The 26042-nt window shown below is 45.2% G+C and carries 18 protein-coding genes; 4 read left to right on the forward strand and 14 right to left on the reverse strand.

What is annotated here, in order from left to right:
* Nucleotides 1-25 precede the first annotated feature (25 nt).
* The 13 genes from G3352_RS04015 to G3352_RS04075 form a co-directional block, all read right to left on the reverse strand.
* On the reverse strand, nt 26-1651 hold the full coding sequence (locus tag G3352_RS04015) for an extracellular solute-binding protein (RefSeq protein ID WP_163754024.1): 1626 nt from the start codon (nt 1649-1651) through the stop codon (nt 26-28).
* 322 nt (nt 1652-1973) lie between these two features.
* Nucleotides 1974-2372 carry an RDD family protein gene (locus G3352_RS04020; protein WP_433956443.1) on the reverse strand — a complete coding sequence of 133 codons (399 nt, stop codon included), beginning with the start codon at nt 2370-2372 and terminating at the stop codon, nt 1974-1976.
* Between the two features lie 194 nt (nt 2373-2566).
* On the reverse strand, nt 2567-3529 hold the full coding sequence (locus G3352_RS04025; protein ID WP_240342926.1) for an ABC transporter substrate-binding protein: 963 nt from the start codon (nt 3527-3529) through the stop codon (nt 2567-2569).
* A gap of 59 nt (nt 3530-3588) precedes the next feature.
* Nucleotides 3589-5331, reverse strand: a complete 1743-nt coding sequence (locus G3352_RS04030) for an ABC transporter ATP-binding protein (protein WP_163754030.1) — start codon at nt 5329-5331, stop codon at nt 3589-3591.
* Nucleotides 5328-7127 (reverse strand): ABC transporter ATP-binding protein, encoded by a 1800-nt coding sequence (locus tag G3352_RS04035; RefSeq protein ID WP_163754033.1) that lies wholly within the window; start codon nt 7125-7127, stop codon nt 5328-5330. The genes G3352_RS04030 and G3352_RS04035 overlap by 4 nt, the downstream gene beginning before the upstream one ends.
* 286 nt (nt 7128-7413) lie before the next feature.
* Nucleotides 7414-7887 (reverse strand): hypothetical protein, encoded by a 474-nt coding sequence (locus G3352_RS04040; protein ID WP_163754036.1) that lies wholly within the window; start codon nt 7885-7887, stop codon nt 7414-7416.
* Nucleotides 7888-7952: 65 nt separating this feature from the next.
* Complete coding sequence (locus G3352_RS04045; protein WP_163754038.1) at nt 7953-10463, reverse strand: WG repeat-containing protein; 2511 nt, start codon at nt 10461-10463, stop codon at nt 7953-7955.
* 179 nt (nt 10464-10642) lie between these two features.
* Nucleotides 10643-10921: a hypothetical protein gene (locus G3352_RS04050; RefSeq protein ID WP_163754041.1), complete on the reverse strand. Its 279-nt coding sequence runs from the start codon at nt 10919-10921 to the stop codon at nt 10643-10645.
* A complete protein-coding gene (locus G3352_RS04055) occupies nt 10908-12638 on the reverse strand; it encodes a hypothetical protein (RefSeq protein ID WP_205524699.1) in 1731 nt (576 codons plus the stop codon). The genes G3352_RS04050 and G3352_RS04055 overlap by 14 nt, the downstream gene beginning before the upstream one ends.
* 4 nt (nt 12639-12642) lie before the next feature.
* On the reverse strand, nt 12643-16158 hold the full coding sequence (locus G3352_RS04060) for a DUF4132 domain-containing protein (RefSeq protein WP_163754047.1): 3516 nt from the start codon (nt 16156-16158) through the stop codon (nt 12643-12645).
* 51 nt (nt 16159-16209) lie between these two features.
* The gene (locus tag G3352_RS04065; protein ID WP_163754050.1) at nt 16210-17400 is read right to left on the reverse strand and encodes a VWA domain-containing protein; all 1191 of its coding nucleotides are present in this window, start codon (nt 17398-17400) and stop codon (nt 16210-16212) included.
* Nucleotides 17385-19787: a DUF5682 family protein gene (locus G3352_RS04070; RefSeq protein ID WP_163754053.1), complete on the reverse strand. Its 2403-nt coding sequence runs from the start codon at nt 19785-19787 to the stop codon at nt 17385-17387. The genes G3352_RS04065 and G3352_RS04070 overlap by 16 nt, the downstream gene beginning before the upstream one ends.
* Nucleotides 19775-20875 (reverse strand): ATP-binding protein, encoded by a 1101-nt coding sequence (locus G3352_RS04075; RefSeq protein ID WP_163754056.1) that lies wholly within the window; start codon nt 20873-20875, stop codon nt 19775-19777. Before G3352_RS04075 ends, G3352_RS04070 begins: the two co-directional genes overlap by 13 nt.
* Nucleotides 20876-21455: 580 nt before the next feature.
* On the opposite strand from G3352_RS04075, the gene G3352_RS04080 reads away from it, so the two are divergent.
* The 4 genes from G3352_RS04080 to G3352_RS04095 all read left to right on the forward strand — a co-directional run bounded on the left by G3352_RS04080 (nt 21456) and on the right by G3352_RS04095 (nt 24913).
* Nucleotides 21456-22646: a cytochrome P450 family protein gene (locus G3352_RS04080; RefSeq protein WP_163754059.1), complete on the forward strand. Its 1191-nt coding sequence runs from the start codon at nt 21456-21458 to the stop codon at nt 22644-22646.
* Nucleotides 22647-22685: 39 nt separating this feature from the next.
* Nucleotides 22686-23030 (forward strand): ribosomal L7/L12 family protein, encoded by a 345-nt coding sequence (locus tag G3352_RS04085; RefSeq protein ID WP_163754062.1) that lies wholly within the window; start codon nt 22686-22688, stop codon nt 23028-23030.
* 170 nt (nt 23031-23200) lie between these two features.
* Nucleotides 23201-23485, forward strand: a complete 285-nt coding sequence (locus G3352_RS04090; protein ID WP_205524711.1) for an ArsR/SmtB family transcription factor — start codon at nt 23201-23203, stop codon at nt 23483-23485.
* A gap of 246 nt (nt 23486-23731) precedes the next feature.
* Nucleotides 23732-24913: an MFS transporter gene (locus G3352_RS04095; protein ID WP_163754065.1), complete on the forward strand. Its 1182-nt coding sequence runs from the start codon at nt 23732-23734 to the stop codon at nt 24911-24913.
* Between the two features lie 96 nt (nt 24914-25009).
* Here the strand turns inward: G3352_RS04095 and G3352_RS04100 are convergent, their stop codons facing one another.
* On the reverse strand, nt 25010-25765 hold the full coding sequence (locus G3352_RS04100; protein WP_063563872.1) for an SDR family NAD(P)-dependent oxidoreductase: 756 nt from the start codon (nt 25763-25765) through the stop codon (nt 25010-25012).
* Nucleotides 25766-26042: the final 277 nt, after the last annotated feature.

A 26042-nucleotide genomic window follows, 5' to 3' on the forward strand; every position in this document is an offset into this window, starting at 1 on the left:
GGGCTAGAGCCCTCCCCTTTTACAATTACCGGTTGTTGTAGCGTTCGAGTGCTGCTGTCTGGATTTCAATAGCTCGATCCAGATGTAACGATTTCATTTTCGCGACATAGCTCTCGAATTGATCCACCGATTCGTTGCCCAGAATGATTTTGATGGTCATCTCATCGACGAGTGTGTTGATATCATTCATGATGGTCGCGTATTCGGAGCTCTCTTCAGGTGTAGGTGTGATTGAAGGCAGATTATATTTGGCGGCCTGTGTATTCTTCCATACATCAATGGCATCACGCTGAGTCTGTAATGCAAAGAACTGCTCGGCATAACGTTTGTCTTGAACGAATGGACCGTTATAGCTGCTGCGGGCATATAGTGAAATCGCTTGTGCAGGAGCGAGTTTATCCGGATTCTTCAGCAGCAAATCCGTGAATTTCGGATAATCTCCTTCCAAGTTATAGCTGACACCCTCTTCACCAAAGTTGAAGAACATGTGCCCTTCCTCACTGTAACCGTAATCCAGCATGCGAACGGCAAGTTCCGGGTCCTTGGCTGCTGTTGTGATGGCAACCGTACCTTCCGAGGCATAACCCTGGTTAAGCTGGCCGAATTTAGGAATATCACCTTTGTTAAGTACCGGATATGGTGCGGCGACCAGAACGGCATCCGGATCATTTGCTTCTACGAGCGGCTGCCATTTGCCGATACCTCCGCCTGCGTTACCAACACTAGCGCCAGTAGCACCAGAAGCGAGGTTACCGTCGACGGATTTGGTATCCGCAGTCGAGATGTTTTTATCAATCAAACCTTCTTTGTACCATTCCTGGAATAACGTCAGGTATTCTTTGAAACCTTCTTCCGCAGGACCAAATTTGATCTGTCCGTCTTCCTGATAGAATCCGCGGTTTACACCGAAGGCGCCAAGGAACGCACCATTACCGGAATCGTTAAAGAATCGTGGCTTACTTACAACAGAGAACGGAGCGGCTGCGCCTTTCTTCTCTTTGAAAGCTCTCAGGGTTGTTGTCCACTCATCAATCGTTTCCGGAACCGGCAGTCCCAGCTCATCCAGCCAATCCTTACGAATGATTGGTCCCTGGAAGACACGAAGATACTCATCTCCCCGAATGAACGGGAATACATAGTAGCTGCCACTGTCCGTTTTGACCATCTTGTCGATGTCCGGATTGTCCTGCAGGTATTTCTTCAGATTCGGAGCATACTGGTCAATCAGATCGTTCAGCTTGAGGATATACCCATCATTGATGGCTTTCTCTGGTCCACCGGGAAAATCTCCGATGAAATTGTACTCCAGCATGTCTGGCAAATCCCCGGAAGCAAGCATCACGTTAAAGGATTCTCTGACCTGACCGGTCGGTGGTGCCGTGAATTTGAGTGGCACGCCGGTTTTTTCCTGCCATTTTTGAAAGAATGGAATTTCGCTGTGCGAATTTTTGACCCCGATCAAGTTTCCGTTAATTTCACCCCAATACGTAAGCGTCTTATCCGTTTGAATCGGATAGGTTGTCGCTTCCGTTGATCCGCTTGGTGTCCCTTTATCAGCTTCGCCCGTTTTACTGTCTCCGGACGAACACCCCAGGATCGTTGTACCTAATAACAGGATCATCAAACTCGTAGATAACACTTTTCTTCTCATGGACCTTATCCTCCACCTTTTGGGAATGTCTGTGCTCTACCTCAGAGTAAGGGAGAGCGCATTGTAGCGATATTCGCAAAAGATGAAATGACATGTTGATTTCGTCATAACCAAAATGATCATTTAGCCAAAACGATAGACGAATTCTCTATATAATCTTCTGCAATGCCTTGAATTTGCAGTGTTGGCGCGGGTCTGTGACTGTACTTCTGACAGCACAAAAAAACAGACGATGAACACTGTTCATCGTCTTGTAACGTGGGTGAATATGAGTGGATTTGAATATAACGAATATATTATGCCAGGGCTCGCTTTCTCATTTTTAGTCCCAGACAACTTCGGTACCTGCGATAAAATCATGTATTGCACGTTTGTCTTCTCGTACAGCAACCATGATGACACTCGCAATGAAACCAATGCCAAATGTGATTCCATATATCAGTCCTGCAACAACAACTCGCATGAGCATGGTTCCAATTCCAGGGGGCTCATGTGTATCGTATTTTCGAATTCGAATTCCGCAAATACGTTTTCCTATCGTTCGGCCACTCCATAATACAGGTAATAAAATGGAATATAATCCACTCAAAAGTTTAGCTAAAGGCTCGTCATTATCAAAATTTCCTGTCAGTACACCTACAATAATGGCTAAAGGGATTGAAACGATAATTCCATCCAACAAGTTTGCTCCTAATCTAACCCAAAATCCTGCTTCTCTCAAATGAATGCCTCCTTTCATATGGATTTAGTTGAATGTATGTAGACACATATCCATGTAGTATAACAGAAAAATATTCCATTAAGTTCTTAATCATCCTTTTCAAGGAATCAAGATAGGCCCCTCAACTTTTGTTGAGAAGCCTATCCATGGCGAACCGTTTAACTTTTAATCTTTCGTTATATTTCTGTTCAGCGTTACTTCTGTCCTTCCAAAATCAGGTTACCCAAACGATCCATGAGTTCCATCCGTCCCATAGCCGTATAAGAATAATTGTAGTTATCTACGCTGGAGATTTTATAAATCTTCCCATCCTTGACGGCATTCATGTTATTCCACACCTTGCTGTCTTCCATCTTGTTCTCGCTATTCTCCATCAGCACCAGCTGGTCCGGATTGACGGAGATCAACGCCTCTATACTGATCTGTTTGCCTCCCCAGCCTTCGGGCTCAGGAATACCTTCTGTGCGTTTTAGTCCCCACTCGCCGTACAACATCTCTGCCGCACCTTTATTCGAATAGATCACCAAATTATTGGGATAGGTTTCAATGACCGCAAAAGATTCACCTTTCACAGCCGATTCGAGTTTTTGCTTCCACTCAGCCGACTTTGCATCATATTTAGCCAGGAACTCATCCTTTTTGGTTTTTTCTCCGAACGTATCTGCTAGAAACGTCAGACGTTCTCTCCAATCATAATAGGAGTATGGCAAAACAATCGTCGGTGCAATCAAGGATAAGGTTTCATACTGATCTGTATTAAAATCCTTTCCCAGAATGATCAGATCCGGGTTCGATGCAGTCACCGCTTCTATACTGAATTTGCTGCCCAACCACCCCATAACTACGGTATTTGCATCCAACTTGTCTTTAAGGGGTGGAGTGATCTGATCCTGCTGCCCATAATCGGCGCTGGTTGTAGCGACAGGCGTTTTGCCAACGATCAATAATTCCTCTGTTGAGCCGGACAGATCCACAATCCTCTCCGGATTAAGGGGGATTGTAACTTCCTCTCCATTTGGATTGGTGATGACTTTCGTTGTCGCTTGCGTCGTTCCCTCTGACGAACTAACCTCCTGACTGCTTGTCTGTTCAGTTCCGCAAGCCGCAAGCATTAGCATGGAGCATAGTGCAATCCATATATAAATTCGTTTTAACATTTAAATTATTCTCCTTTTGAGTCAATTCATCTATCTGGTTTGGACGACTACGTTCATCGCTATGCCTTTACTTGCCATCCCTCGGCATCATGCTGTAATTGCCACAGACGCGAATAGATCCCCGAGCCTAGCAATAATTGCTCATGCGTTCCTTGTTCCACAAGCTGGCCCTGATCCAGAACAAAGATCTGATCCGCATTTTGAATCGTTTTCAAACGATGGGCGATTAGAATTACCGTTTTGTTCGCGACCAGCTCATTAATCGCTTGCTGAACTGCGGCTTCATTTTCTGGATCAAGTGATGCCGTAGCTTCGTCCAGCAAAACGATGGATGCATTTTTCAACAACGCACGTGCAATCGATATACGCTGCTTTTCCCCACCAGATAACGTCGAGCCTCCTTCTCCCACTAACGTGTCATATCCTTGAGGCAGACTTGCGATAAACTCATGACAGCAAGCCCGGTGGGCTGCTTCTTCGATTTCTGCCTGGGTAGCCTCTTTCTTCCCTACACGTATGTTGTTACCAATCGTATCCTGGAACAGATAGACGTCCTGGAAGACAACAGAGATATCCTCCAACAGTTTCTCCGGGTCCATACGGTTAATTGGCTGCCCGCCAATGGTAATGGAACCTGACTGCACATCCCAGAAACGCGCAATGAGACGGGTAACTGTACTTTTACCACTGCCGGAAGGCCCTACAAGTGCAGTAATCGTATGTGGAGGGATGGTAAACGACAAATTCTTCAGCACAGGCAGCTCATCATCATAACCAAAGGTTACGCGGTCAAACGAAATCGCCTGATTAGGTTGTACACTGCCTGTTCCTGTCATCGGAGCCTCCTGCTGCACTTCCATAATGCGCCGTGCACTATATGCGGAGTACCGCATCTCGCCATAACTCATCAGCGCAACGGTCAGAGGTTCAAACACTTTCGTACCGACCAGCAAAAATAGCAGAAATATCGGCAATGTCAATTCCCCGCCAGCAAGCAAATAACTCCCCGCCAAAATCATCCACGTCATGCCGGAACGCGCAAGCAGCATCGCCCCCATAATCATCGGACCCATAATGCCTTCCAACCGAATGGATGCCGACTTCAACTCGTCAAAAGAACGACGCAGTCGTTCAAATCGTTCTCCACCCATATTGTGGGCTTTGATCTCACGAATACCGGTTAAATACTCTTGCAGCCGACTGGCCGCTTCATTCTTGGCTCTCACATGATTCTCGCTTAAGCGAGCCTGAATGGAGTCTGTCATCCATAACAAGGCCACCCCCAGTGGAACAGCGACGAACATCGCCACTGCCATTCGCCAATCTACAAACAGCAGTCCAACAAAAGCCAACACCGGCAGCACAATTGCGCTGATGAGCTGTGACAGATTGTGAGAGATCGTATGCTCTACTTGTCCGTAATCACTCAGAATCAGATTGGTCAGATCTCCCGGGTCCCTTTTGCCGAAGAAACCCAATGATAGATGACGAATATGTTCAGCCAGCTTCAAACGTCCCGTTGCGGCGAGGCTGTATGCTGCCCGATAGGTTTTATCATAGAGAGAAGAGTAAGCCGCATACTCCACCAACAGCCATGCAAACAGAATGCAGCACATAATCCACATTCGCTGGATGTCCAATCCCTTATCCGGTTCAGCGAAGGATTTGTATATCGTATTGAAAATATCAACGAGCAGCGCAGCCGGAACGATCTTGGCAATCCCGTCCAGAATGGCAGCTATGATGGATGGAAACAGACCGCGGGGGTTACCACCCGATATATTGTATAAATAGTTCCTCATTGCTTCGCACCTCCAAGCTTCCAGGAAGCTGCATGAATATGGGCCTGCCACATCTTCTCATACAAACCGTTTGCTTCGCGTAATTGTTCATGTGTACCTCGCTCAACAATGGTACCCTGGCGAATGACCAGGATCTGTTCAGCTGACCGAATGGTTGTTAGACGATGAGCAATAATCAGGACCGTTTTACCTTGAACCAGTTGGGCAAGTCCTTGCTGGATCTTATGTTCATTCTCTGCATCCGCATATGCTGTCGCTTCATCCAATACGAGAATGGGAGCATCCTTGAGTAAAGCTCTCGCAATGGCAATCCGTTGAGCTTCACCACCAGACAGGTACGTACCACCTTCTCCAATTTTGGTGTCATATCCCTCATCCAGCTTCTCAATAAACTCATGACAACAAGCTGTCTGAGCCGCAGCAATGACATCATCCCGCGATGCAGTTGTATTGCCCATGCGGATATTTTCCTCAATCGTATCGTAGAACAGATGTACGTCCTGAAATACAAACGAAACCGTCTCCATCAGCTTCTCTGTCCCCATTTCCTGAATGGGAACCCCGCCAATCGTAATATCGCCTTGCTGCACGTCCCAGAAACGCAGAAGCAGATTGGCAATGGTAGATTTTCCGCCACCCGAAGGTCCAACCAATGCGGTCATTTCTCCTGCTTTAGCTACAAAATCAACTTCTTGAAGTACAGGTTTGAACGTTTCGCTATCCTTTTGTTCATAAGCAAAGGATACCTGCCGAAAAGCCACTTCATATGTATCGGGCACTAGCGGAGAGAGAGGTTCCTGTACAACCGACTCGGCAAATACAGCCTTGATCCGATTCTGACCTTCTACGATCTCACGCATGCCACTTCCCAGATACATCAGTTTCAAGAGTGGTGCGGACAAACTTGGTGTAATGATTAGAAATAGAATAAAGGTGATCGCAAAAGACTGATTGCCTGCGTTTTCGCTGGAAAGTAAAATGCCGATCGGAACAATAAAGGTAACCAGCGAAATAATGATGATGAAAAACATGCCATACGACGTCTTGCATAAATCGGTTATTCTCAACGAGATATCCCGATATCTCGTTACTGCCTGTTTAAAGGTGAGAAACGAGTCCGCTGTAATACCGAAAACTTTTACCGCAGGCATTCCTCTTACGTACTCAACCCCTGTTGAGTTCATCTCTTCAATCGCATGCTGAAAATCACGATATGCCTGACGCCCCCGTTCACTTCGGAAGATGCTGCTTTGCAGCCAGAAGCCGATAATCATGGGAACTAGCAAAACCAGTGCCATACGGTAATCTAGCCAGAACAAATAGCAAAGCAGCACCAGTGGAATGACAATTGCACTCACCAGATCGGGAAGCTGATGCGCGATGAACTTCTCTATTTTCTCAACGCTGACTTCAATAATTTTTTTCAGCTCACCTGTCGCAGTTCGAGTGTGATACCCCATCGGCACTTTTGCCACATGATCGGCAAGCTTTACTCTGAGTTGGTACAGGATGTTGAACGCAGCGATATGCGAGCACATGCCTCCGATATAGAGCGCAATAAGTCCGGCGATCAGCGCTCCAAAAGAGACGAATCCCCAATACATCAGCAAATCCCTGTCTAGGCCAGATGGCTCCCGAGCATGGATTAACAGTTCTTCGACGATTTTATACACTCCGATAAATGGAACCATTTGCAGCAGACTCGATAAAATAGAGAAGATACTTGCTGTAATCAGCAAACCTTTCCGCTCCTTGGTGACTTCCATTAAACCGGATACTTCAGATGTGGTGTTCATCCCGCTCCTCCTGACGTTAATAATCATTCTCAATATCGCGTAGTGTTATATACGCCCAATTAATATCTCACAGCACAGTGATCAGCTACTACCTCAAAACGGAGCAAAAATACCTCTATACGGATAATAAATAGGATCATTCTGATTTATTTCATCTAAAAATTAAGGCAAACAAAAAAAGACCATATGTGACATATGGCCTCTTACCAATGATGAATGGATATCGTGAAAAATACTCCGGGGCAGAATAGTGTTCCCTTTGAGGGATCTTTCACCCTTTTCGTTCTCAACCCTTATTGGAAACTCCCATGTTCTCTGCTCGCATCTTATACCGTTGTATAACCCTATTTTCTACTATGGCGTAGATCATCCCCGCAAGAGCAAATAGCCAGATGGAAGTCGTTCGGTTCAAATGGTATGTCTCCACGATATGGTCTCTGAACATCTGATCAAATACCCACGACCCTAGTAACCCGCAACCGACACTATATACAATCACCCTGGCGATAATAAAGGGGACATATTTACGCAGAAGCCATGAAATCGGACTTACAACTACAGTATAAAAAGCGAATACGTGTGGGCTAAAGGTGATAAAGATCAGGAGAAAAAAGATGTGACCCACATTCCGCAGGCCATAGTATTCTGTCGTTGTAACTTTGTATCCTTCCAGGACTTCAACTGCGACTACAGCACTCAGCATCACGATAACAAACTCAATCCCCAAAACCAGAAAACGTTGAACAGCGTTCAGCAACACTCAAAATCCCCTCCCCTATCTAAACACCATTCGTAGGCATTAGGTTACGGGGTGAAATGGATTGGTTACGGCTGCTCGTGAAAAGCTTTCCAGAATGAACCCTCTGTATTAATAATATCCTTGATCTGGGCAAAAGGAATCGTAAACGTCGGGAATCCCGCAACGTAAGGAGCGATTTCATAAGGGCTAAAATATAGATGCAGTGCATCGGCTGTGACAAAAAACGGCTGATCCGGGCTGATTCCCTCATATGTGTCCGGAAAAACATAAGAGTATTGTGGATCGTTCTTGATCTGATCACCTACAATTTTGCTGAGCACCTTTACATAATCACTGTTCGGTTTAAACAAATCCTTGAGTTCATACATCTGGCCGCTGCTCAGATTAATAATCGCATAGATCATCGTAGGCATGCCATGTGCTGCACCAGCTGGGTAGTTATAACCCGTGAGTTTGAGTTGAAGCAATTGCTGCTGATAGAACGTAATATCAAAATCCCCTGTATATGTGTAACCCAGCTTCTGATCCGCAGGGATTGGCTTCACTTGGGAAAGTGCCTTTAACTTGGCGTTTACTGCAAGCTGAACGGCTTGATCGGTTAACCCTTCCACCTGCGGATAATACACGAGATAATCGGGGTTTGGCTTATATTTCTCTTCCCGTACACGATATGGCGGGTGAAGTGGAACGATTGTATTTTGCCGCCAAATGATCTGCCCGGTTCGGTTTACATAGGATACGCGCTGGTCCACATACGCCTTGATCAGATCGGGAGCTACCAATTCAAGTGTGCCTGAGCCTTCAACACGGGGGTATCCCGATGCAGGTCGCCCATTTAGATCCAGAAAGAACGTTTGTGTTCCATTCGTGACTGATGCCAGCCCTCCCTTGTAATTCGATACATCCGTATATACAAAATCCGAAAGTTTTCTACCATTGACCTCTGCAATTGCATAGACCGAACCTAGAAAAGACTGTTTGGGGTCAATCGCTTGCCCCAAGGCCAGCCGATGTTCACCCAGGTCTCGGATGTCATTGTAGGCGGGTGGGATGGTAAATGTGCCCTGTGTGTTAATAACGCCATAGATGTAGTTGTAATCCTCCGCTGTATTCACAATAGCGTATCCACCACTGAACGGAAATGCCGAAGTGAAGCTCGGCTGAATCCGGATATGACCACTTTCGTCGATATAACCGTATTTACCTGATGCTTCTTTCTGAAAAGGAAGTAATCCGTCACCTAGAGGTCCTACATAGGCATATGGATACGTCGCCAGCCGCTGACCATTTCGGTTAATTAACGCATATTCATTTTCCTTGATCTGCACAACGGCCTTGCCATCCTGAAAATCGTTCGCTGAAGCGAACTGCGCCCGAATGACCTCATTTCCAGAGGTGTCCAAATAACCGTAACGACTGACTTCCCCGCCTGCCTGACTGCTGTCTGTAAGGTAAAATAGCGCTCGACCGTCCTTCACATCGGCAATAAACGGATATGCCCGTTTGGTCAATACTGCGCCTTGTTCATCAATCATCTTGAACCCTTGGGAATCAATGACAATGGCCCGACCTTCTGAAAAAGGATTAATGGAATCGTATACAGGTTGAACGACAAATTGCCCGTTAAGATTAATGATACCAGTCTTCCCGTCTTTCACCACGACAGCCAGGCCATTTCGTTGAAAGTCTTGGGCATCGTCAAGTATCGGTTCAAGACGAATACGACCTTGGGCGTCCATATAGCCCCACCGGGTTCCAGTTGTTGTTCTGACCGATATCGGAAATAACCACGTCGTTTCACGCGGCCCATCTGTGCCCATGGCTTGCCTAATCTTCTTTTCCAGCTCAAGCAGAACTTCCCTTGAAGGGTATGGGTCACTAAAACTTAGCGCTTTTTGGACCGAAACGAGTGCGGCAGGAAATAATCCGGCCTTGTACTGGGCATCTGCGAGATAGTACCAATAGAAAGTGTAGTCTGGATAGTGTTCAGTCAATTGTTCGTAATACTGCACAACTTTAGGAAAGTAATACGGATATACATCTGTTGCGGGAACCCATTTCCCATTCTGCCAGCGGATGATCTCGACCCGATAAGCTTCACCTGTATCATGAATCCAGAGTGCAATTTCTACTTTGCCATCTCTGCCGTGGTTACCCGGCATATCGATGATTTCCGCATGGCTGTAATACAAATCTTCTGGCGCGAGATCAGTCAGTCCTGATTCTGTCCAATCGTATACAGCAAGCTTCGACCAGATCGCACCGACCTGCCAGCCAACAATGAGATTGTTCCGCGCCGTGGATGTCACAGATGCCGCTGTCAGCAAGGTAACACCATAACCCAGGCCTTTCGTCAAAGACATCTTGATCCAGTGACCCTGGTAAAATTTCAGAACAAGCAGCATTAATTCTCCGTCCTGCTCATATACAGCAGCAATCTCCGGCATTCCGTCTCCGGTTAAATCTGAAGCATAAATGGCCGGATGTTTTACCGGTTTATCAATGGTGACGACAGTCGCGTCAACGGGGATATGTTGATTGACAATTTGTGTTAACAGAGGTTCGCTCATGGACATGCCTGTTTCCTCCTTAAGACAGCATTCGCCTAATGGTATGGGTATGCATCATAAGCGGGGATATGACATCTGAGCGAATATAACCGTTAACTTTGGAGATTCAAAAACCTAATTTACTCAAATGAAATAAAAAGAATTGCAGAGCTCACGCTTCTGCAATTCTTTATGTATCAATCGGTTCAGGATGATTCTTGAGTGCTGAGCTGCACATACTGGGTGAGGCGGCAATAATGAAGCAACATAAGCTCCTCATTACCGTTCCCCAGAGCAGTTTTTCGGCCCTCTTCGATCATGAGCTCCAGTATTTCACGAAGGAAAGTCATTTGAAACCTCAAGGTCTCCGCGATTAGCTGTTCCAATACTTCAATATCTTTCAGTGTGAATTGGGATAACCCGCGAAGCAACAGCTCTTCTGACCAGCTGCTGATCTTCTGCATCAACTGACTATAGTCTTCCAATTCTCCCCGTCCTTCCATAACCCGTATCCAGTTTCAGACTGATCACTGTTGGACCCTTCAGGAAGCTGATCGGGTATATCCGTTGCTGCTCTATACGCACGAAAGCATAAAAGTGTTCGAGTGTTCCTGTTCCATAACCTGACTCCAACCTTTTGATCATGGTCTCCCATTCCGTTGAATAAGGAAGAGTTAGATCTAACGTCTCCCCATGGTCACTCTCCATCGTTAGAATAAGATCCTGCAATTGCTTATCGAAGCGATGCTCTACAACCCGGGCAACCTTGATCATCGCCAGTCGTTCTTTCGGAACAGAAAACAACTCAAATGAGCGTGCATCCTCAGCGAGTACGGAGGGTATATCTTGCATGTACTTGCCCAGATTCATCTCTTCCACTGATGTTCGTGGCAACAGTGTAAGCTTTGCGCCTTCCCCGGAGGAGAGTCTATGCTCTTCATTTACTTTCACCGAGCGAAACTGCACCTCTTCCCCGGCAAATTGACGAAAAGTCAGATTGGGCAGCCATGGAGTGAAGGAACCATAATGCTCTGTATATGAGAATTGATTATCTTCATAGTATACCGCCCGCACATCGCTGTACGTATAGATCTCCGCATCATCAAAGCAATAGAAATAATAAGTGATTCCGCGGTAACCGGAGCGTGTCTCCCATGCATCAGCCCCCAATCCATACAGATGCAGCTCTGGAACCGCATAGTATTTACTTCGGAAACTGCCAATGAGCTGACTTTGTTTGAACGTAGATACCTTCTCTTGTTCAAGCACCTGTAATGCAAGATACAACTTGCTTACCCGATCAAGCATCGATTGCATGGAGAACCGTACATGTCGGTTAAAAAACAGTTGCAGTTCTCCCTGAATCCCGCGTAAACTCCGCTCAATTTCGGGAAGATGACCACTATGGGCCGTAATGGCCAGTGTCTCCAATTGAGCCATATACGATTGCGGTAGACGAGCAAGTCCCGTCTTTAGCAGACCTGCAAGCATGGAACGACATTCCTGCACCGTTTGAAGTGAAAACGTGGCATCATGGACTCTTCCACTTATGGCTTCCGTATCATCCAAACCTTGTTGCATCCGATACCGCAATAATGCTTCAAGTTTGGCCATATTACCGGCAGTTTGTTTGACTTTGCACAGGGCCTTAGCCAGACTAGCTTCTTCTGTAAACGAAACCTCAATTTCTTGTTTCACCAGACGCACCGTTAGAAGAGAATCTTCCAATACTTCAATCTGCTCAGGATATCTTAATCGGAACAGAACCTCCTCAATCAAGGAAGAACTATACGATTTAATCAAAGGAGCTAGATCCGATTCAACCATCCAGCGGAAGCGGGACTCCGTTTCCATACCAGACTTAGGTTCCAACTCTGCTGATGACGCTGCTTCACCCTGATTTAATGTATCCTCTGTCTGATGTTCCCGTTGATAATATAAAATTGAAATCAGTATATGTTTGCAAATGTTGTCTGCCGGACAGGAGCACTCCCAATGATCCAGCGTATTTTCAAGCGTACAATCTGTACCATCACTCAACTGACAACTCACAGAGGCTTCATTCCATGTGTATTGCACAGTCACGCCATTATCCAACTCTTTCAGAGACCGTTTGTACAATCCCTTGTTGGCATGTCGAATCAAATAATCCTCCGTACACAGCTTCGAAAACATCCGAAATTTCAGTTCAAATCCGCTCACGTGATCAACGACCTGACGCTCTTAAAATATCATAGATCGTCTCACTGAACACACGACCTGCAATTTCACCCAAAGCAATGGACTTGTGATCGCTATAATAATAGTGTTTCTGACTTGCAGGTTTAAAGAAGTGCAGAGATTCCAGCGTGATATCTTCCAATCCTTCATAATATGAAATGCTGGTACCACTGAAGCGAAGTTCTGCGATAAGATCTCCATACTCTTTGTAAAATTCATGATACCAGCCGCCATCCTGTGCTGGACCTTTGATCCATCCGTATTTCTCCAGTGCTTTGGGAAATGCGGTGGGAGAGAAATCAGACTCCGGCAAGCGGTCATATTCAACCTTGTTTTTGTCTTCATTCTCAGGCACATGAATTTGACGATTCAGCTGCTCAAACGGCTGCTTGATCTCATAATCCTCCAGCTGCGTTTTCCATCCTTCGAGCGTAGATTGGTCAAGTTCGAGTGGATGAATCAATCCCACCAGCGATCCCGAAGGCAGCTCATATTCATCCTCATCGACGGTATTAAACGTGCCATCCTCCATATAACGGAACGTGGTGACTAACTGACCATCTTCATATGTGCCCCATATCAGACCTACAGCAAATTTCTGCATGATTACATTCTGTACAAACAATGCTGTCCACTCATCAGCAGACCACAGCCGTTGTTTTGACAAAGATTCTTCCAGACGTTGCGCCTGGATGTTAACCATTGTTTTGAGATCCTTCTTCAATTGTGTGAAACGCGCCTTAGATTGTGCTGCAAGTTCAGCATCATCTTTCTGTGCAGGAGCAGGTAGACTCTTCACAGATTTACCCGTTTCTTCATTTACAACAACGACCTGCAGATCTCCATTCACTTTAATCAGGAATGAACGCTCCCCGTAGCTCAGCTGCATCGTTCCATTCTTATCAAAACCAAGTGTGGTGACGAGTCGATCTTCCAGTTGTTCCGAGGTGAGTCCCAAATTTTCCGCTGCCAGCTGCAACGCTTCTTCAGCCGCACCCTTAACCTGGCGGTTCTTCACAGTGCGTTTAATCTTGTCAATCGCCATGAGAGAAGAAGGTTCCTTAAGATAGGCCAGTACTTTTACAGCATCAGCCGCAATGGCGCCTCGGCTGTTGTCTGTCCATTCCTTAATTTGGGGAGCCAATATATTCACAATTTGAGTATCGCCAAAGAGTGCCGAGAGGTACATTACCCACTTCTCCTTCGCAGAAGCACTCTCCTGAATCCACAACTGCAGCAGCTCGCTAGCAAACCTTGCGAGCGATTCCTCGCTTACATACTCACGTAGTTCATTCAATCTTTCGTTCGGCGCAGATGTATGATCTATTGATTGCACCAAGATATATTGCTTGATTCGATCATCTAATGGTTGATTGTCCTCTGAACGTATCAGAGAAGGAAGATCGTTCAAGGACAACCAGCTTAGTCTGGTCAGCTTTTTGGCATCTGCTTGATCTGCAAGTGCCGCATGAGCATACTCTGGGCTTTGATCAGCGGTATCCAGCAGAATTTGAATCAGGTTCTTCCATTCGGCAGACTTCTCACCCTTCAGAAGCTCAAGGTATATATCCTTGCTGTGATCCAAACTGCGGATGGCGCTCAAAGCCATTTCTTTCACACCCGTTTTTTTCTCGGAACGATATATTGTCGTGTATAAGTCCTGGTCAGGAATCCGATTGAATTCAGATAACGCCACGCCATTTGCCTTTTTGGATGAATCCTGCAATCCGGCACGAATCGCTTCAGCTACCTGTTTAGTCGATAGCTCTTGACGTTGTTCAAAGGTGATTTCCAAAATTAAGATGCGCGTGTCCGTGGGTAGTTTCTTGTACTGTCCCAGAGCAAAGTCCAGATTTTGCTGAATGATCCGGCGATATTCATCATTAGGCATCGATTTGTACTTGTAATCGGTCATACCGTTGAGAGAGATCAGGCTTGACAGCAATTTCTCTTGTTTTACCTCTGGATCTTGGCTGTAAAGTTCAAGTAGCTTCTCACCGCTAAACGCGTAAGATTGATACATATCAGAAACGATATCCAGTGTCCACTCGGGATACGTGGTCAGAATCACGAACCGACGCATCGCCTCCGAATCCAAAGGCAGGAAACTAATGCTGATCAAGTTATGAACGCGCCTTTTGTCACGATTCAGGTTATTAAACAGTCCACGACTATTCGGATCTTCCCAGTAGTCCTCAAGGGAACTCTCCCCGTTTAAATATCGTGCAATCGCAATTCCCTGTCTGCCTCCATCTAATGGATGTCGAAGAGCGCTGAATACGGCTTGCTCAACCGTTTCATCCACATCTGGCACTGCGATTCCATGGTCCTCCAGCACTTTTTGAATACACAATTTGAGGAATGGGGGTTTTAATATGTGGTATGCACGAATCGCTTGTTGCGGATCATTCACAATCATTGATTGCAGAAATTGCCATGGTATGGTGTACGATTCGAGTTCATTACGCAACATTTCGATGAGCTGATATGGCTCGTCCAGGGGCACCAGCCCTGACAGCAATTCGTTGGCATTTTTCGTTCTTGTATCCATACTTAACAAATAGCGCCGAACTTCAAGTGGATAGATCTCATGTAATTGGTTTATGGCTTCGAGCAAAATAAGACCGGCCTCACTTTTGTCTTCAAGGAAACGTTGTTTGCCGCCACTGATGTTAACCAAATACAACAAAGCATTGCTCAAAAGGATCATCGTCTTGTCGAACTCACTGTAAGACAGTTGCTCCTTTTTGGAAAGAGAAGTGTTCGAATAGTTCTCAGCTATAACCTGATTGTGCTTCTCCTGGAGGAATTCATCATTTAATTCATATGCAGATTTGTTATGTTTCGTTTGAAAATTGCAAACCACCAATGGCTCAATCAATGCATGCAATTCTTTCCGCAGCTTATTTGTATCATGGGTCATCACATGTTGAAACAATGCAGGCAGAGATTGAGTGAACTGTTGCACCTGGGCAAGATGGGAAGGGCTATTATTGAGATCTGAATAGAGTCGAAGGAGTATCATTCCATTGATTACATCATGGAAATTCCCCTTCAGTCTGCTCTTTAATTCATCCAGAATTTCCTTCTCTCCAGCATAGCGATTGATTTTCTCCAAACGGGACAGCAATTCGCCCATCCGATCATTGGTTTTGCTCTTTCCACTCAGTCCATAAGCTTCCGAGTCGTTTCCAAGGCAGAGCGTAAAACCATCGGTTCTCCACGAATTTCTTCTGGAATAATTGGATTCCATATGAATTACAATGGCTCCCGCTCGAAAAAAGATGTCTCCGTCATCTTTTTTGGCAATTTTCATGAGTACTTCTATCGTCTGGTACGCATAATGGCTGGAACCTCCCATCATATCGGGAAACTTATCCGTCGTTCCCATCACATAATCTATGATTTCCGGACTCCGATCCGTTTTCAACGAATATTCATTGGAACACACCTCTGCAAACTTCTCCACCAGAGCTTCTACTGCGCGATCTGCAGTTAACATTACACATTCCTCCTCGAATATGAGTTTATAAATAATCTTGTATAAAACCAATTAAGTAATAATTTCGCCAATCCAATCTGCCAACTCATTGGGTGTAATCGCAGCTACATGTGCACCCATATTGGACAACGTCTGCGCAGCATGTTTGTTGTACACGGTATCTCCATTAAAATCGAGTGCAGTAAGAACAAGCAATTTGCAGCCCGTATCCAGAATATCCTTACATGCTTTATACATGTGCTGGATCGGGTAACCCTCCTCCAAATCACTAACGAGAATGTATATCGTTTTCCCAGGATTTTCGATTAACGTCTCACCATAACGGAGTGCCTTGGTAATATGCGTTCCCCCGCCAAGCTGCACATTCATAAGCACATCTACCGGATCTTCCAGCCTGTCACTCAAATCGACAACCTGTGTGTCAAAAATGAACAATTTTGTTCGCAGTGCATTCAGGCGATAGAAAATGCTTGCCATCACCGAACTGTATATCACTGAATCCAACATGCTTCCGCTCTCATCCACACCAATGATGATGTCCCACTTGTTGTGAGACTGGATATTCCCATCAAAATATAGACGATCAATTACAAATCTTCGATTGTTTTTGTCATAGTTCTTCAAGTTCTTGGTAATCGTCTGCTTGAAATTCAAATTGCGCAAGGAACGCACTGAACTGGATGCATAACGGCTGCGTTTCCCCATAATGCTCGCTTTGGTCTGAGATTCGAGTTTGCGTCGCAGCTCTTCAACCACGACTCGTACGATTTCCTTGGCGCTCTTTAATACGTCGCCTTTCATTCGTCCTTTAAATTGCATAATGTTCTTGAGTAGGTTCATATTGGGTTCGAGGGATTCCAGCAGCTTTTTGTCCGTTAACAATTCCGTTAGGCCATAACGGTCAAGCGCCTGTTTCTCCAAAATTTCTACCGTTGATTTCGGGAACAGTTCCCTGACCTTATGCAACCATTTGGGAACGGTTAGATCCGAGGGGCCCCTTCCTCCCCCTTTTCTGTAACCCTGCTCTTCACCGTATTCGCGATTATACAGATATCCGAGAATCTCATCGACTTCGGTATATTTAAAATCATCAGGGGAGTAGTCTTCTGCATTGGACAGTCCTTCTTCGGCGGATTCACCAAGAATAAGGCGCCAACGGTTTAAGGTTTCTGCCCGGTTCAGCTCTGCATTGTCTTTCACAATTTCCTTGGTTGTATTGAGCTCATTCAGATCAGCTTCCATGCGTCAAACTCCTTCCGAAGGGCTTCATCCCATGTTTTCGTCTGGATCAGCATTCGCTCGTCAACGGAAGGCCATGACATCTCTTCGTTCTCTACCTGATGCAAGCTCGCAACCCGATCCGCAATCAGGCCTGTCTCCATTGGTGTGAAGTAAGTAAACGCCAAACGAAGTTCAGGGATCATACGAATAAACTCTTCATAATCAAGCTGCTCGATCATATAGTTCAATTCTGATAAAAGCTGATCTTCATATAAAAATGCGTCCCGTGCTACAGAGAACACGCCCTGTAGATAAAGTGCAGTCTGTCGGGTCTGTTCCTGCGATCCCCGGATGTATGCACGTGCTCGATCCACGATCTCTTCTCTATGCCTGTCGCCAAGTCCTGAAGATATGGCAATACATACTCCCTCCAGCTGTGCCGGAAGCTGGCTGTCTGACAGAAGTTCATCCAGATGTGCCCTGAATGGTCCATCCCGGAAATGCTCTTCGGACGATTCTGCCAGCATGGCGAGCAGCTTCAGTCCCTGGACAATCGCTTCATGTTCATCCGGATTCGTTCTTGAGAGCTGCATCAGTTTGTCAACGGCATTGTTATAGGCTTCGGACACGAGGTTAAGGAGCTGCTGTTCCTCAGATAACCCAAGAAGTCTGCGATGCTGCTGAATTCGATTCAAAATATGCAGACTTCCGCACAGTGACAAGAAATTCCCATCCTTCCGGAGCGCTGACTTTACTTGTTCATACAGCTTCATTGCGGTATCCTGCAGGCCCATGAGCAGAGCCTGAAGCATGGATTTGGCGAGGTCACCGCTGTGATGATCCGGTATTCCCTGCATTTCCTCTTCCATCTTGCGCGTAGCGGCTTCCCGAATTGTGCCTCCATAGAGCGAGTTCTCGATTAATCGAGCCTCAATTCTGGAGGAATAGGAATATACCCACGTCTCCCGAACAAGGTTCATGTCACGCTGTGCAATCCAATCCGGGCCCGATTGTCGCTTCGCGAAATCTGGAACGAGATAGACCATACATTGAAACAATTGACTTTGCCGACGATGATCTGGTTTGGCATATAAATCAAGTATTTTCTTATGTTGACCTGTAGTACGAATTTGAAGTTTTGATTCTGTACAACGTTCTTTGAAATCCTCAACGATCGGAATACTGAATGGGTTGGGAGCCACTTTTCCGATGACATCTCCGGTTAGCAATCTGTGCAGTTCTTGTATTGGTTTGTCTGAAGCTAATGTAAGTTCACCCTTAACAAAGGAAGAAAGTGTTGCATCCATCAGCTCATAGACTCCGCCTTCCCTTTTTCCTCTTAGTCCTGCGAGTCCTTGCACCATGCTGTACGCCTCAATAGCGTCGCTGGTTGATACATGTTCATGTCCTTCCCTCAGCTTGCGGGTTAGTCGTGATAACAAGTCCAAAGCGGTCAAATTGTACACGGAGTTCTTTTGGTGAAGCAGCTGGGTCCAGATCTGATCGTAATAATTCACGTAAGGCATACCACTTGCATACCCATTCAGCCGATCCGCTTCGGCAAACGTGTAGACCATGGGATACATCTGCTGATGCACCGAATTCTGAGCCTTCGCATGCTCTTGCATCGTCATCTCTTCTGAGTCCGTCTCCACATTCTCGGGCATCAGCAGTCCATACGTATGAAATCCGCCAGTGATGACAAGCACACGTTCATGCTCCTGCCCAGCCTGCTTAATACGACTTCTCATATGAGCTTCTCTTGCCAAATCACCTGTACTGTGCAAGCGTTCCGCTGAATAACACATCCGGGATAAGCTACAGTACGTGAATACATCCTGTACAAATGCCTGTGTTGACTTCTCCAGACCACCAATCTCAAATACGTTCTCCCACAACTCATCGAAACTTCGACAGTTTGTTTTCTGACATAAACGATGGATAAACTCAGACCCTGCAAGCAATGTCTCGTCTTGAATGGATATCTCCCGCTGTTCTGCCTTGTTGGGTTTGGAGAAATGATAATAATCCAGGTCGATAAAAGTTGCAGGGATCCTCCGCCGAGCCGCTTCTTTCAGCGCTACATATTCAGGAGAATATCGAAGCATCGGATAATAACAGGCCGCTCTCTCCTCTTCACTCTCATAGGTGTAGTAAAGACTAACAGGAGGTATGGTCGCCTCATCAGCCAGAACTTGAAGTAATGGATTGCCGCTCTCAGGTCCTTCGATTAGAATGATATCCGGCTTGTATTCTTCAATTAATCGCAGCAAATGATAGGAACAGGCTGGGCTATGATGGCGTATGGGAAAATAAAGCGTTCCGTTGTTCAGGTTATACACTTGGGACTCAAATACCGTCTGTAACCGGGCAACATCCAAATCTGCTTTTCCTGTTAACCGATCCATTTCTTTTCCTCGTAGTAATCCTTCCAAATCCCTTCTTCTCTCGAACGCTCCTTCACGACCTTAGAGAAGTAGGTTTTGAGAATGGACAGATCCTTGTCGCTTTCTTTCGCTATCGTCCCTAGCATGTTTTGCACAAGCCGATCCAATGCGATTCCCTTGTCTTCGTAATAATAGGAAGTCATTGCACTCTGTACATATACAGATACGGCTTCAGCCGTACTCATGGACGCTTGGGGCGTATCCAACTTGTAACCTTCCCGCGTCATTCCTGTGCGAAGCTCCATAAATGTCGTGGCCAGCAATTCAACCACATCCGAATTAATCTCGGTGTCTATTCCGCTATGTAATAATAGGCTTCGCGCCTGGGATTCAATAATTTTGGCTTCCATTTTCACACTGCTAATCGGTTTAATCGTCTCAAAATTGAAACGGCGCTTCAGCGCACCACTCATTTCATTGACGCCTTTATCGCGAATGTTCGCCGTAGCAATCACGTTAAACCCTGGTTTGGCAAACAGCACACCACCATCCAGCTCAGGTATACTCATCACCTTGTCACTCAGAATACTGATCAGGCTGTCCTGTGCTTCAGCGGGGCAACGTGTAATCTCCTCAAAACGGGTAAGAATTCCTTTCTTCATTCCGTTATACAAAGGTGAGGGTACAAGTGCCGCTTCGGATGGGCCTTTATCCAGTAGCATGGCATAATTCCAGGAATATTTGATCATGTCTTCGGTCGTACCTGCTGTACCCTGAATGGTGTTCAGACTGGTTCCAGAAATGGCCGCGGTCAGCAGTTCACTGAGCATGGTCTTGGCTGTTCCGGGTTCTCCAACAAGCATCAAGCCCCGATTGCCTGCCAGTGTCACTACTGCACGTTCAATGAGAACATCGTTGCCATAAAATTTCCGTGTAATGGAAACCTCTTCTCCATTCAACATTGCAGGTTTATCCCTACCAATAATAAAATCTCTGACATAGGCCGGGGACAGCAGCCAGTTTGGAGGGCGTTTTCCCGTATCTTCTTCTCGTAACGCCCTTAATTCTGTCTCATATAGTGTCTCGGCGGGTGGCTTAAGCATCTCCATCGGCAAGGTTTCTCCTCTCGCATAAACAGATCGTATGTTCTTATTAAGTTTTATCTTATCACAGCAGCCTTTGAACGGACTTAGAAAACGCCAAAAATGGTTGAAACGTCCTTCTTATCAGCATTCTTCCTGAGCCAATGGACATAGTTCGTAGCATAATTGTGAATTACTTATCTCGCTGCATCATGGTTACTGCATACAAAACTAATTTGAATTCACGTCCTTGTTGTAGAAAACTCCAATTTATAGGCCATACGTCCCTATAGTTCATTAAACGTGCCGTAATATGGTTCAAGCAGCTTAAGTCCAATCTCACAAAAAAACACAGTCCAGTAGTCTGTGTCTTTACTTCATTTCTGTTCTTCATATCTTCTGATTTTTTTCCTTATCCAAGTGCTATTCTATTTGAAATAAGTTGTCTTTCATACCATATTTGTTAGTCAAAAACAAGGTTTCAATCCATCCAATATTGAATATATAGATGGTGCAGGCTTTTCGTATGAAGCCACCGAAATTAACATATGATCCCTTAGATAAGATGCGTAACAATACGAGCTTTTGATGAGAGGAGATTAACCATTTGAGTACTAATGAAACTTCACAGTCTGAGTTGTTCACTCGAGAATTTACACAGAACCCTTACCCCGTATACGAAAAGCTGAGACAAAATGATCCCATTCACAGAGTCCTGTTCCCTCATGGTGATTTCGGTTGGATTATTAGCCGCTATGAGGATGCAGTGGAAGTGTTGAAAGACAACCGTTTCAGTAAGGACGTAGTCAAACGTTATGGACCCGATCAACAAAATATATTCGTGCATAACATGCTTTTTTCCGATCCACCTGATCATCGCCGGTTACGTGGACTCGTACAGAAGGCTTTTACTCCCAGATTGATTGAGGGCATGAGAAGCCATATTCAAGATATTGCTGACGATCTCCTGGATAATCTCAATTCCCAGGATAAGATGAATCTGATTGATGAGTTTGCATTTCCATTACCGATCATTGTCATCAGCGAGATCCTGGGTGTACCTCTTGAAGATCAGGACAAATTCCGTTTATGGTCTAATTCCATTATCGATGCGACAAGTGAGGAGCATTCCGAAGTATTTGAGAAGCATGCTCAGGAGTTCATTGATTACCTGAATAATTGGTTTGCCAAAGTACGTGAGCAGCCGGGTGACGATCTGATCAGTCAGCTCGTTGTGGCAGAAGAATCAGGAGAACAACTCACTGAAAAGGAACTGCTTGGTGTTGTCGCTCTGCTGATCATCGCCGGGCATGAAACAACTGTCAATCTGATCGGTAATGGTGTACTTGCCCTTTTGGAGCATCCGGAACAACGCGACCTGCTGATCAAGCAGCCTGAGTTAATCCATAATGCTGTTGAAGAAATGCTGCGTTATAACGGTCCGGTTGAATTCAGCACGTCTCGCTGGGCATCCGAGGACATAGAATTTCATGGACATCACATCGCTGAAGGTGAACTAGTTATTGTAGCACTGGATTCAGCCAATCGGGATGAAGAGAAATTTAAAGATGCGGATGTTTTTGACATCACTCGTGAGAAGAGCCCACATTTGGCTTTTGGCAAGGGCATTCATCTCTGTCTGGGAGCCCCTCTCGCGCGACTTGAAGGTGAGATTGCGATTAATACACTCCTTCGCCGCTTTCCCGATATGCAGCTTCAGACGGATGTTAATGAACTTGAATGGAGACCCGGAATGATTGTTCGAGGTGTTAAGGAGATCCCGGTACAGCTTAAATAGTTATGTATTTGAAGCAAGGAAAGCGAGGCACCTGACTGCATGGAAATTAACACCATTGTTCTAGTTGTTTTTTTGTTTCTTATTCTTATCTTATTGGTTCGCGTCATCAGCTTGCAGACACAGTTGAATGAATTGAAAAGGGATGTTGAACGTCTGGAGAATGGTTCAGGACGTACCACACACTCCCCTCTCAGTTATAACGATTCTGCAGTGAATGTTTCTCTAACTCCACCGGCACAGGCTGACCTCACTGAACTTGATAAAGAGTTGCAGGAGCTTGCAAAACAGGGCAAGAAAATAATCGCAATCAAAAAGGCTCGTGAAGCCAGAAACCTGTCATTGAAAGATGCCAAAGATTACGTTGAGTCTCTTGAACGCCTGTAATTAGTATGTAGATAGACTTTTCAACTCCCTGCAAAGGTTTTTGCTTTCAGTTGATTCATATTTGACTGGAAACAACGATCTTCGCGGGGAGTTTACTTTTTTCTAAAGACATGATACAGTTATTTCAATATTTATAGAAATAAGAAATAAAGACGAAAGGACCGATTTTGATGCAATCCAATCCGATTGATACTGAACAGGCTGTCAAAATTCATAAAGCTCTGGGCGAACAAACGCGATATAAAATCATTCAGATCCTTTCGGGTGAAAGCAATCTTTGCCCAGCTGATTTGGAGAATCGGCTTGTGACCGTAGCACTCTCCACTTTATCTCATCACCTGAAACAACTTTCCGATTGTGGTTTGTTAACCTCACAAAAGAAAGGTACGTATATTTACTACAGTCTGAATACGGATACTGTACAGAGATTCGCTCCTTATCTGTTGGAGAGATAAAATTTTTGTTTTATATTTCTATAATACTAGAAATATAAAATCATTATATTGGTAATGCTACCTAGTCCGCTGAGCCTTATCGTAGTCGTATAAATACCCTTTTGTTATAGCACGCGGTACATTTGATGGATTATTTACTCGCTTTGCCTCATTGGTAGATTAGTTATTTCTTAATCCCGTTCTCTCGTCTTTATTTCTATATTTCTAAAAATATAATAATTATAATCAGAAAGAGGTTATATACTCATGTCTAACACATGGAAAATCTATGTCCTGGCCTTGGTCAGCTTTCTTGTAGGGACCTCCGAATATGTCATTGCGGGCATTCTGGATCGGATCTCGGACACCATGAATATATCGTTGATTGCTGCGGGACAGCTGATCACAATCTTTTCACTCATTTATGCTCTCGGTACGCCCATTATTATCGCCTTAACATCCCGCATGGATCGACGAAAGCTGCTGCTCTACTTTCTGGGACTTTTTGTCGTTGGTAATGTCTTGGCCTACCTGTTACCTGGATATGGACTCTTTATCGCTGCACGTGTCCTTATGGCACTGGGAGCCGGAGTCGTCGTTGTAACATCCTTGACAGTCGCTGCCAAAATAGCGCCCGCAGGCAAACAGGCGAGCTCTATCGCAACGGTCATTACGGGGTTTACCGCATCTCTGATCGTGGGAGTTCCACTGGGAAGAATGGTTGCTGCAGCTTGGGATTGGAAACTTATTTTTGCAGGTATCGCAATTTTGGGTGTGATTGCCATGATTGTTATTGCATCTACGATCCCGCCATCTGAAGGCGAAGCACCCGTTCCTTTGAAAAAACAATTAGCTCTCCTTAAACAACCTCGTATTGGATTTGCGCTACTTGTCAGCTTTTTCTGGTTAGGAGGCTATTCTATTGCGTATACTTACATTTCACCCTACCTGGTATCTGTTGCAGGCATGAGCGAAACGTTGTTAAGTTCCGCTTTGCTGGCTTTTGGTATCGCAAGTCTGATTGGTTCCAAATCTGGAGGATACAGCGCCGATCGTATGGGAGTTAAGCGAACACTCATCCTGGGAATGGCCCTGCATGTCTTAAGTCTGCTGATGCTGAACATCACGGCTCATTCAGGTATGGCCGTCTTCATTGTGTTGATTCTATGGTCTTTCTCCGCTTGGTCTTCCGGCCCAACACAGCAATATAATCTGGTTACAATGGCTCCAGAATCGTCCGGGATTATGTTAAGTCTGAACAGCTCAGTTATGCAACTGGCCATGGCTGCTGGTGCGGGTATTGGGGGAATCGCCGTCAGCTCAGTATCATTGCCATCTATCACCTGGATTGGAGCTGCAGGGGTATTAATTGCAATGATCATCATCATTCTTGCCTATCGTCCGGCAATTGCCACAACAGCTCAGAATGAATCTTCCAATGTGGCATAATGGAGCGTAAACTCAAGAATAAAATGATAACACTCAAAAAGAGAGGCACTGTAACATTACAGTCGCCTCTCTTTCTTATTCAGTCTGATTGGTGCCTTATTGTGCAGTTACAGCACCATCAATGGGATAAACAGCGCCATTAATATAAGGAGCTTCGTCTCCCAGCAGGAAGGATACCAGATTGGCAATCTCTTCAGGTTTACCGAGACGACCGGATGGAATGCTGTCAAGGGTCGCTTTGAATACTTCAGGATTATCCTTACCAAACTGAACCACCATTGGAGTTTCAATCGTACCTGGGGCAATGGCATTTACACGAATGTTTTCTTTGCCATATTCAATGGCCGCTGTACGTGTCAGTCCAACTACGCCATGCTTCGTCGCTGCATATGGTGCAACCGCTTGAACACCAACAATACCTGCTGTAGATGCCGTATTGACGATGGAACCACCGCCAGTTTTGAGCATTTCGGTAATCACATACTTCAATCCGTAAAATACACTTCTCAGGTTAATATCAATGATTTGGTCAAACTGCTCGATAGTATGCTCAATTAGTTTAATACCAGGACCAGCGATCCCGGCATTATTGAAGAACATGTCGATTCGACCGAATTCCTCGATCGTTTTGTTAACATAATTCTCTACCTCGTTCGCCTTACTTACATCTGTTTGTACAAAAATGGCTTTACCGCCCAGCTTCTCAATCTGTTTTACAGTTTCCTGACCCGTCTCAGCCACGAGATCAACGACCACTATAGACGCGCCCTTCTCTGCCAGCTTCAGTGCAGTCGCTTGGCCTAATCCACTTCCTGCTCCAGTGATAATTGCTACTTTTCCTTTGTGACTCATTTTGATCTCCTCCATGCGTGTTCGTCATCTGTCATCGGATCGATTAATTCGATATGAAGCGATATTGCGTTGGAATGCAACATATGTAGGGTAAAAAGCTTTGAATCCTGCCTGACTTTACCTATTTTAAAGGAGTTTCAATTTAAAAACAAACCATATAATATAAGTACATACTATAATATCTATCACATACTAGACATCTCAAGAAGGAGAACTCCTTAATAAAAGCGTGTAACATTCTCCTTCATTTTGGTGAGATGTACAGTTTGAATTCATG

The sequence above is a fragment of the Paenibacillus sp. ALJ109b genome (assembly GCF_010747435.1).
GTDB lineage: Bacteria > Bacillota > Bacilli > Paenibacillales > Paenibacillaceae > Paenibacillus > Paenibacillus taichungensis.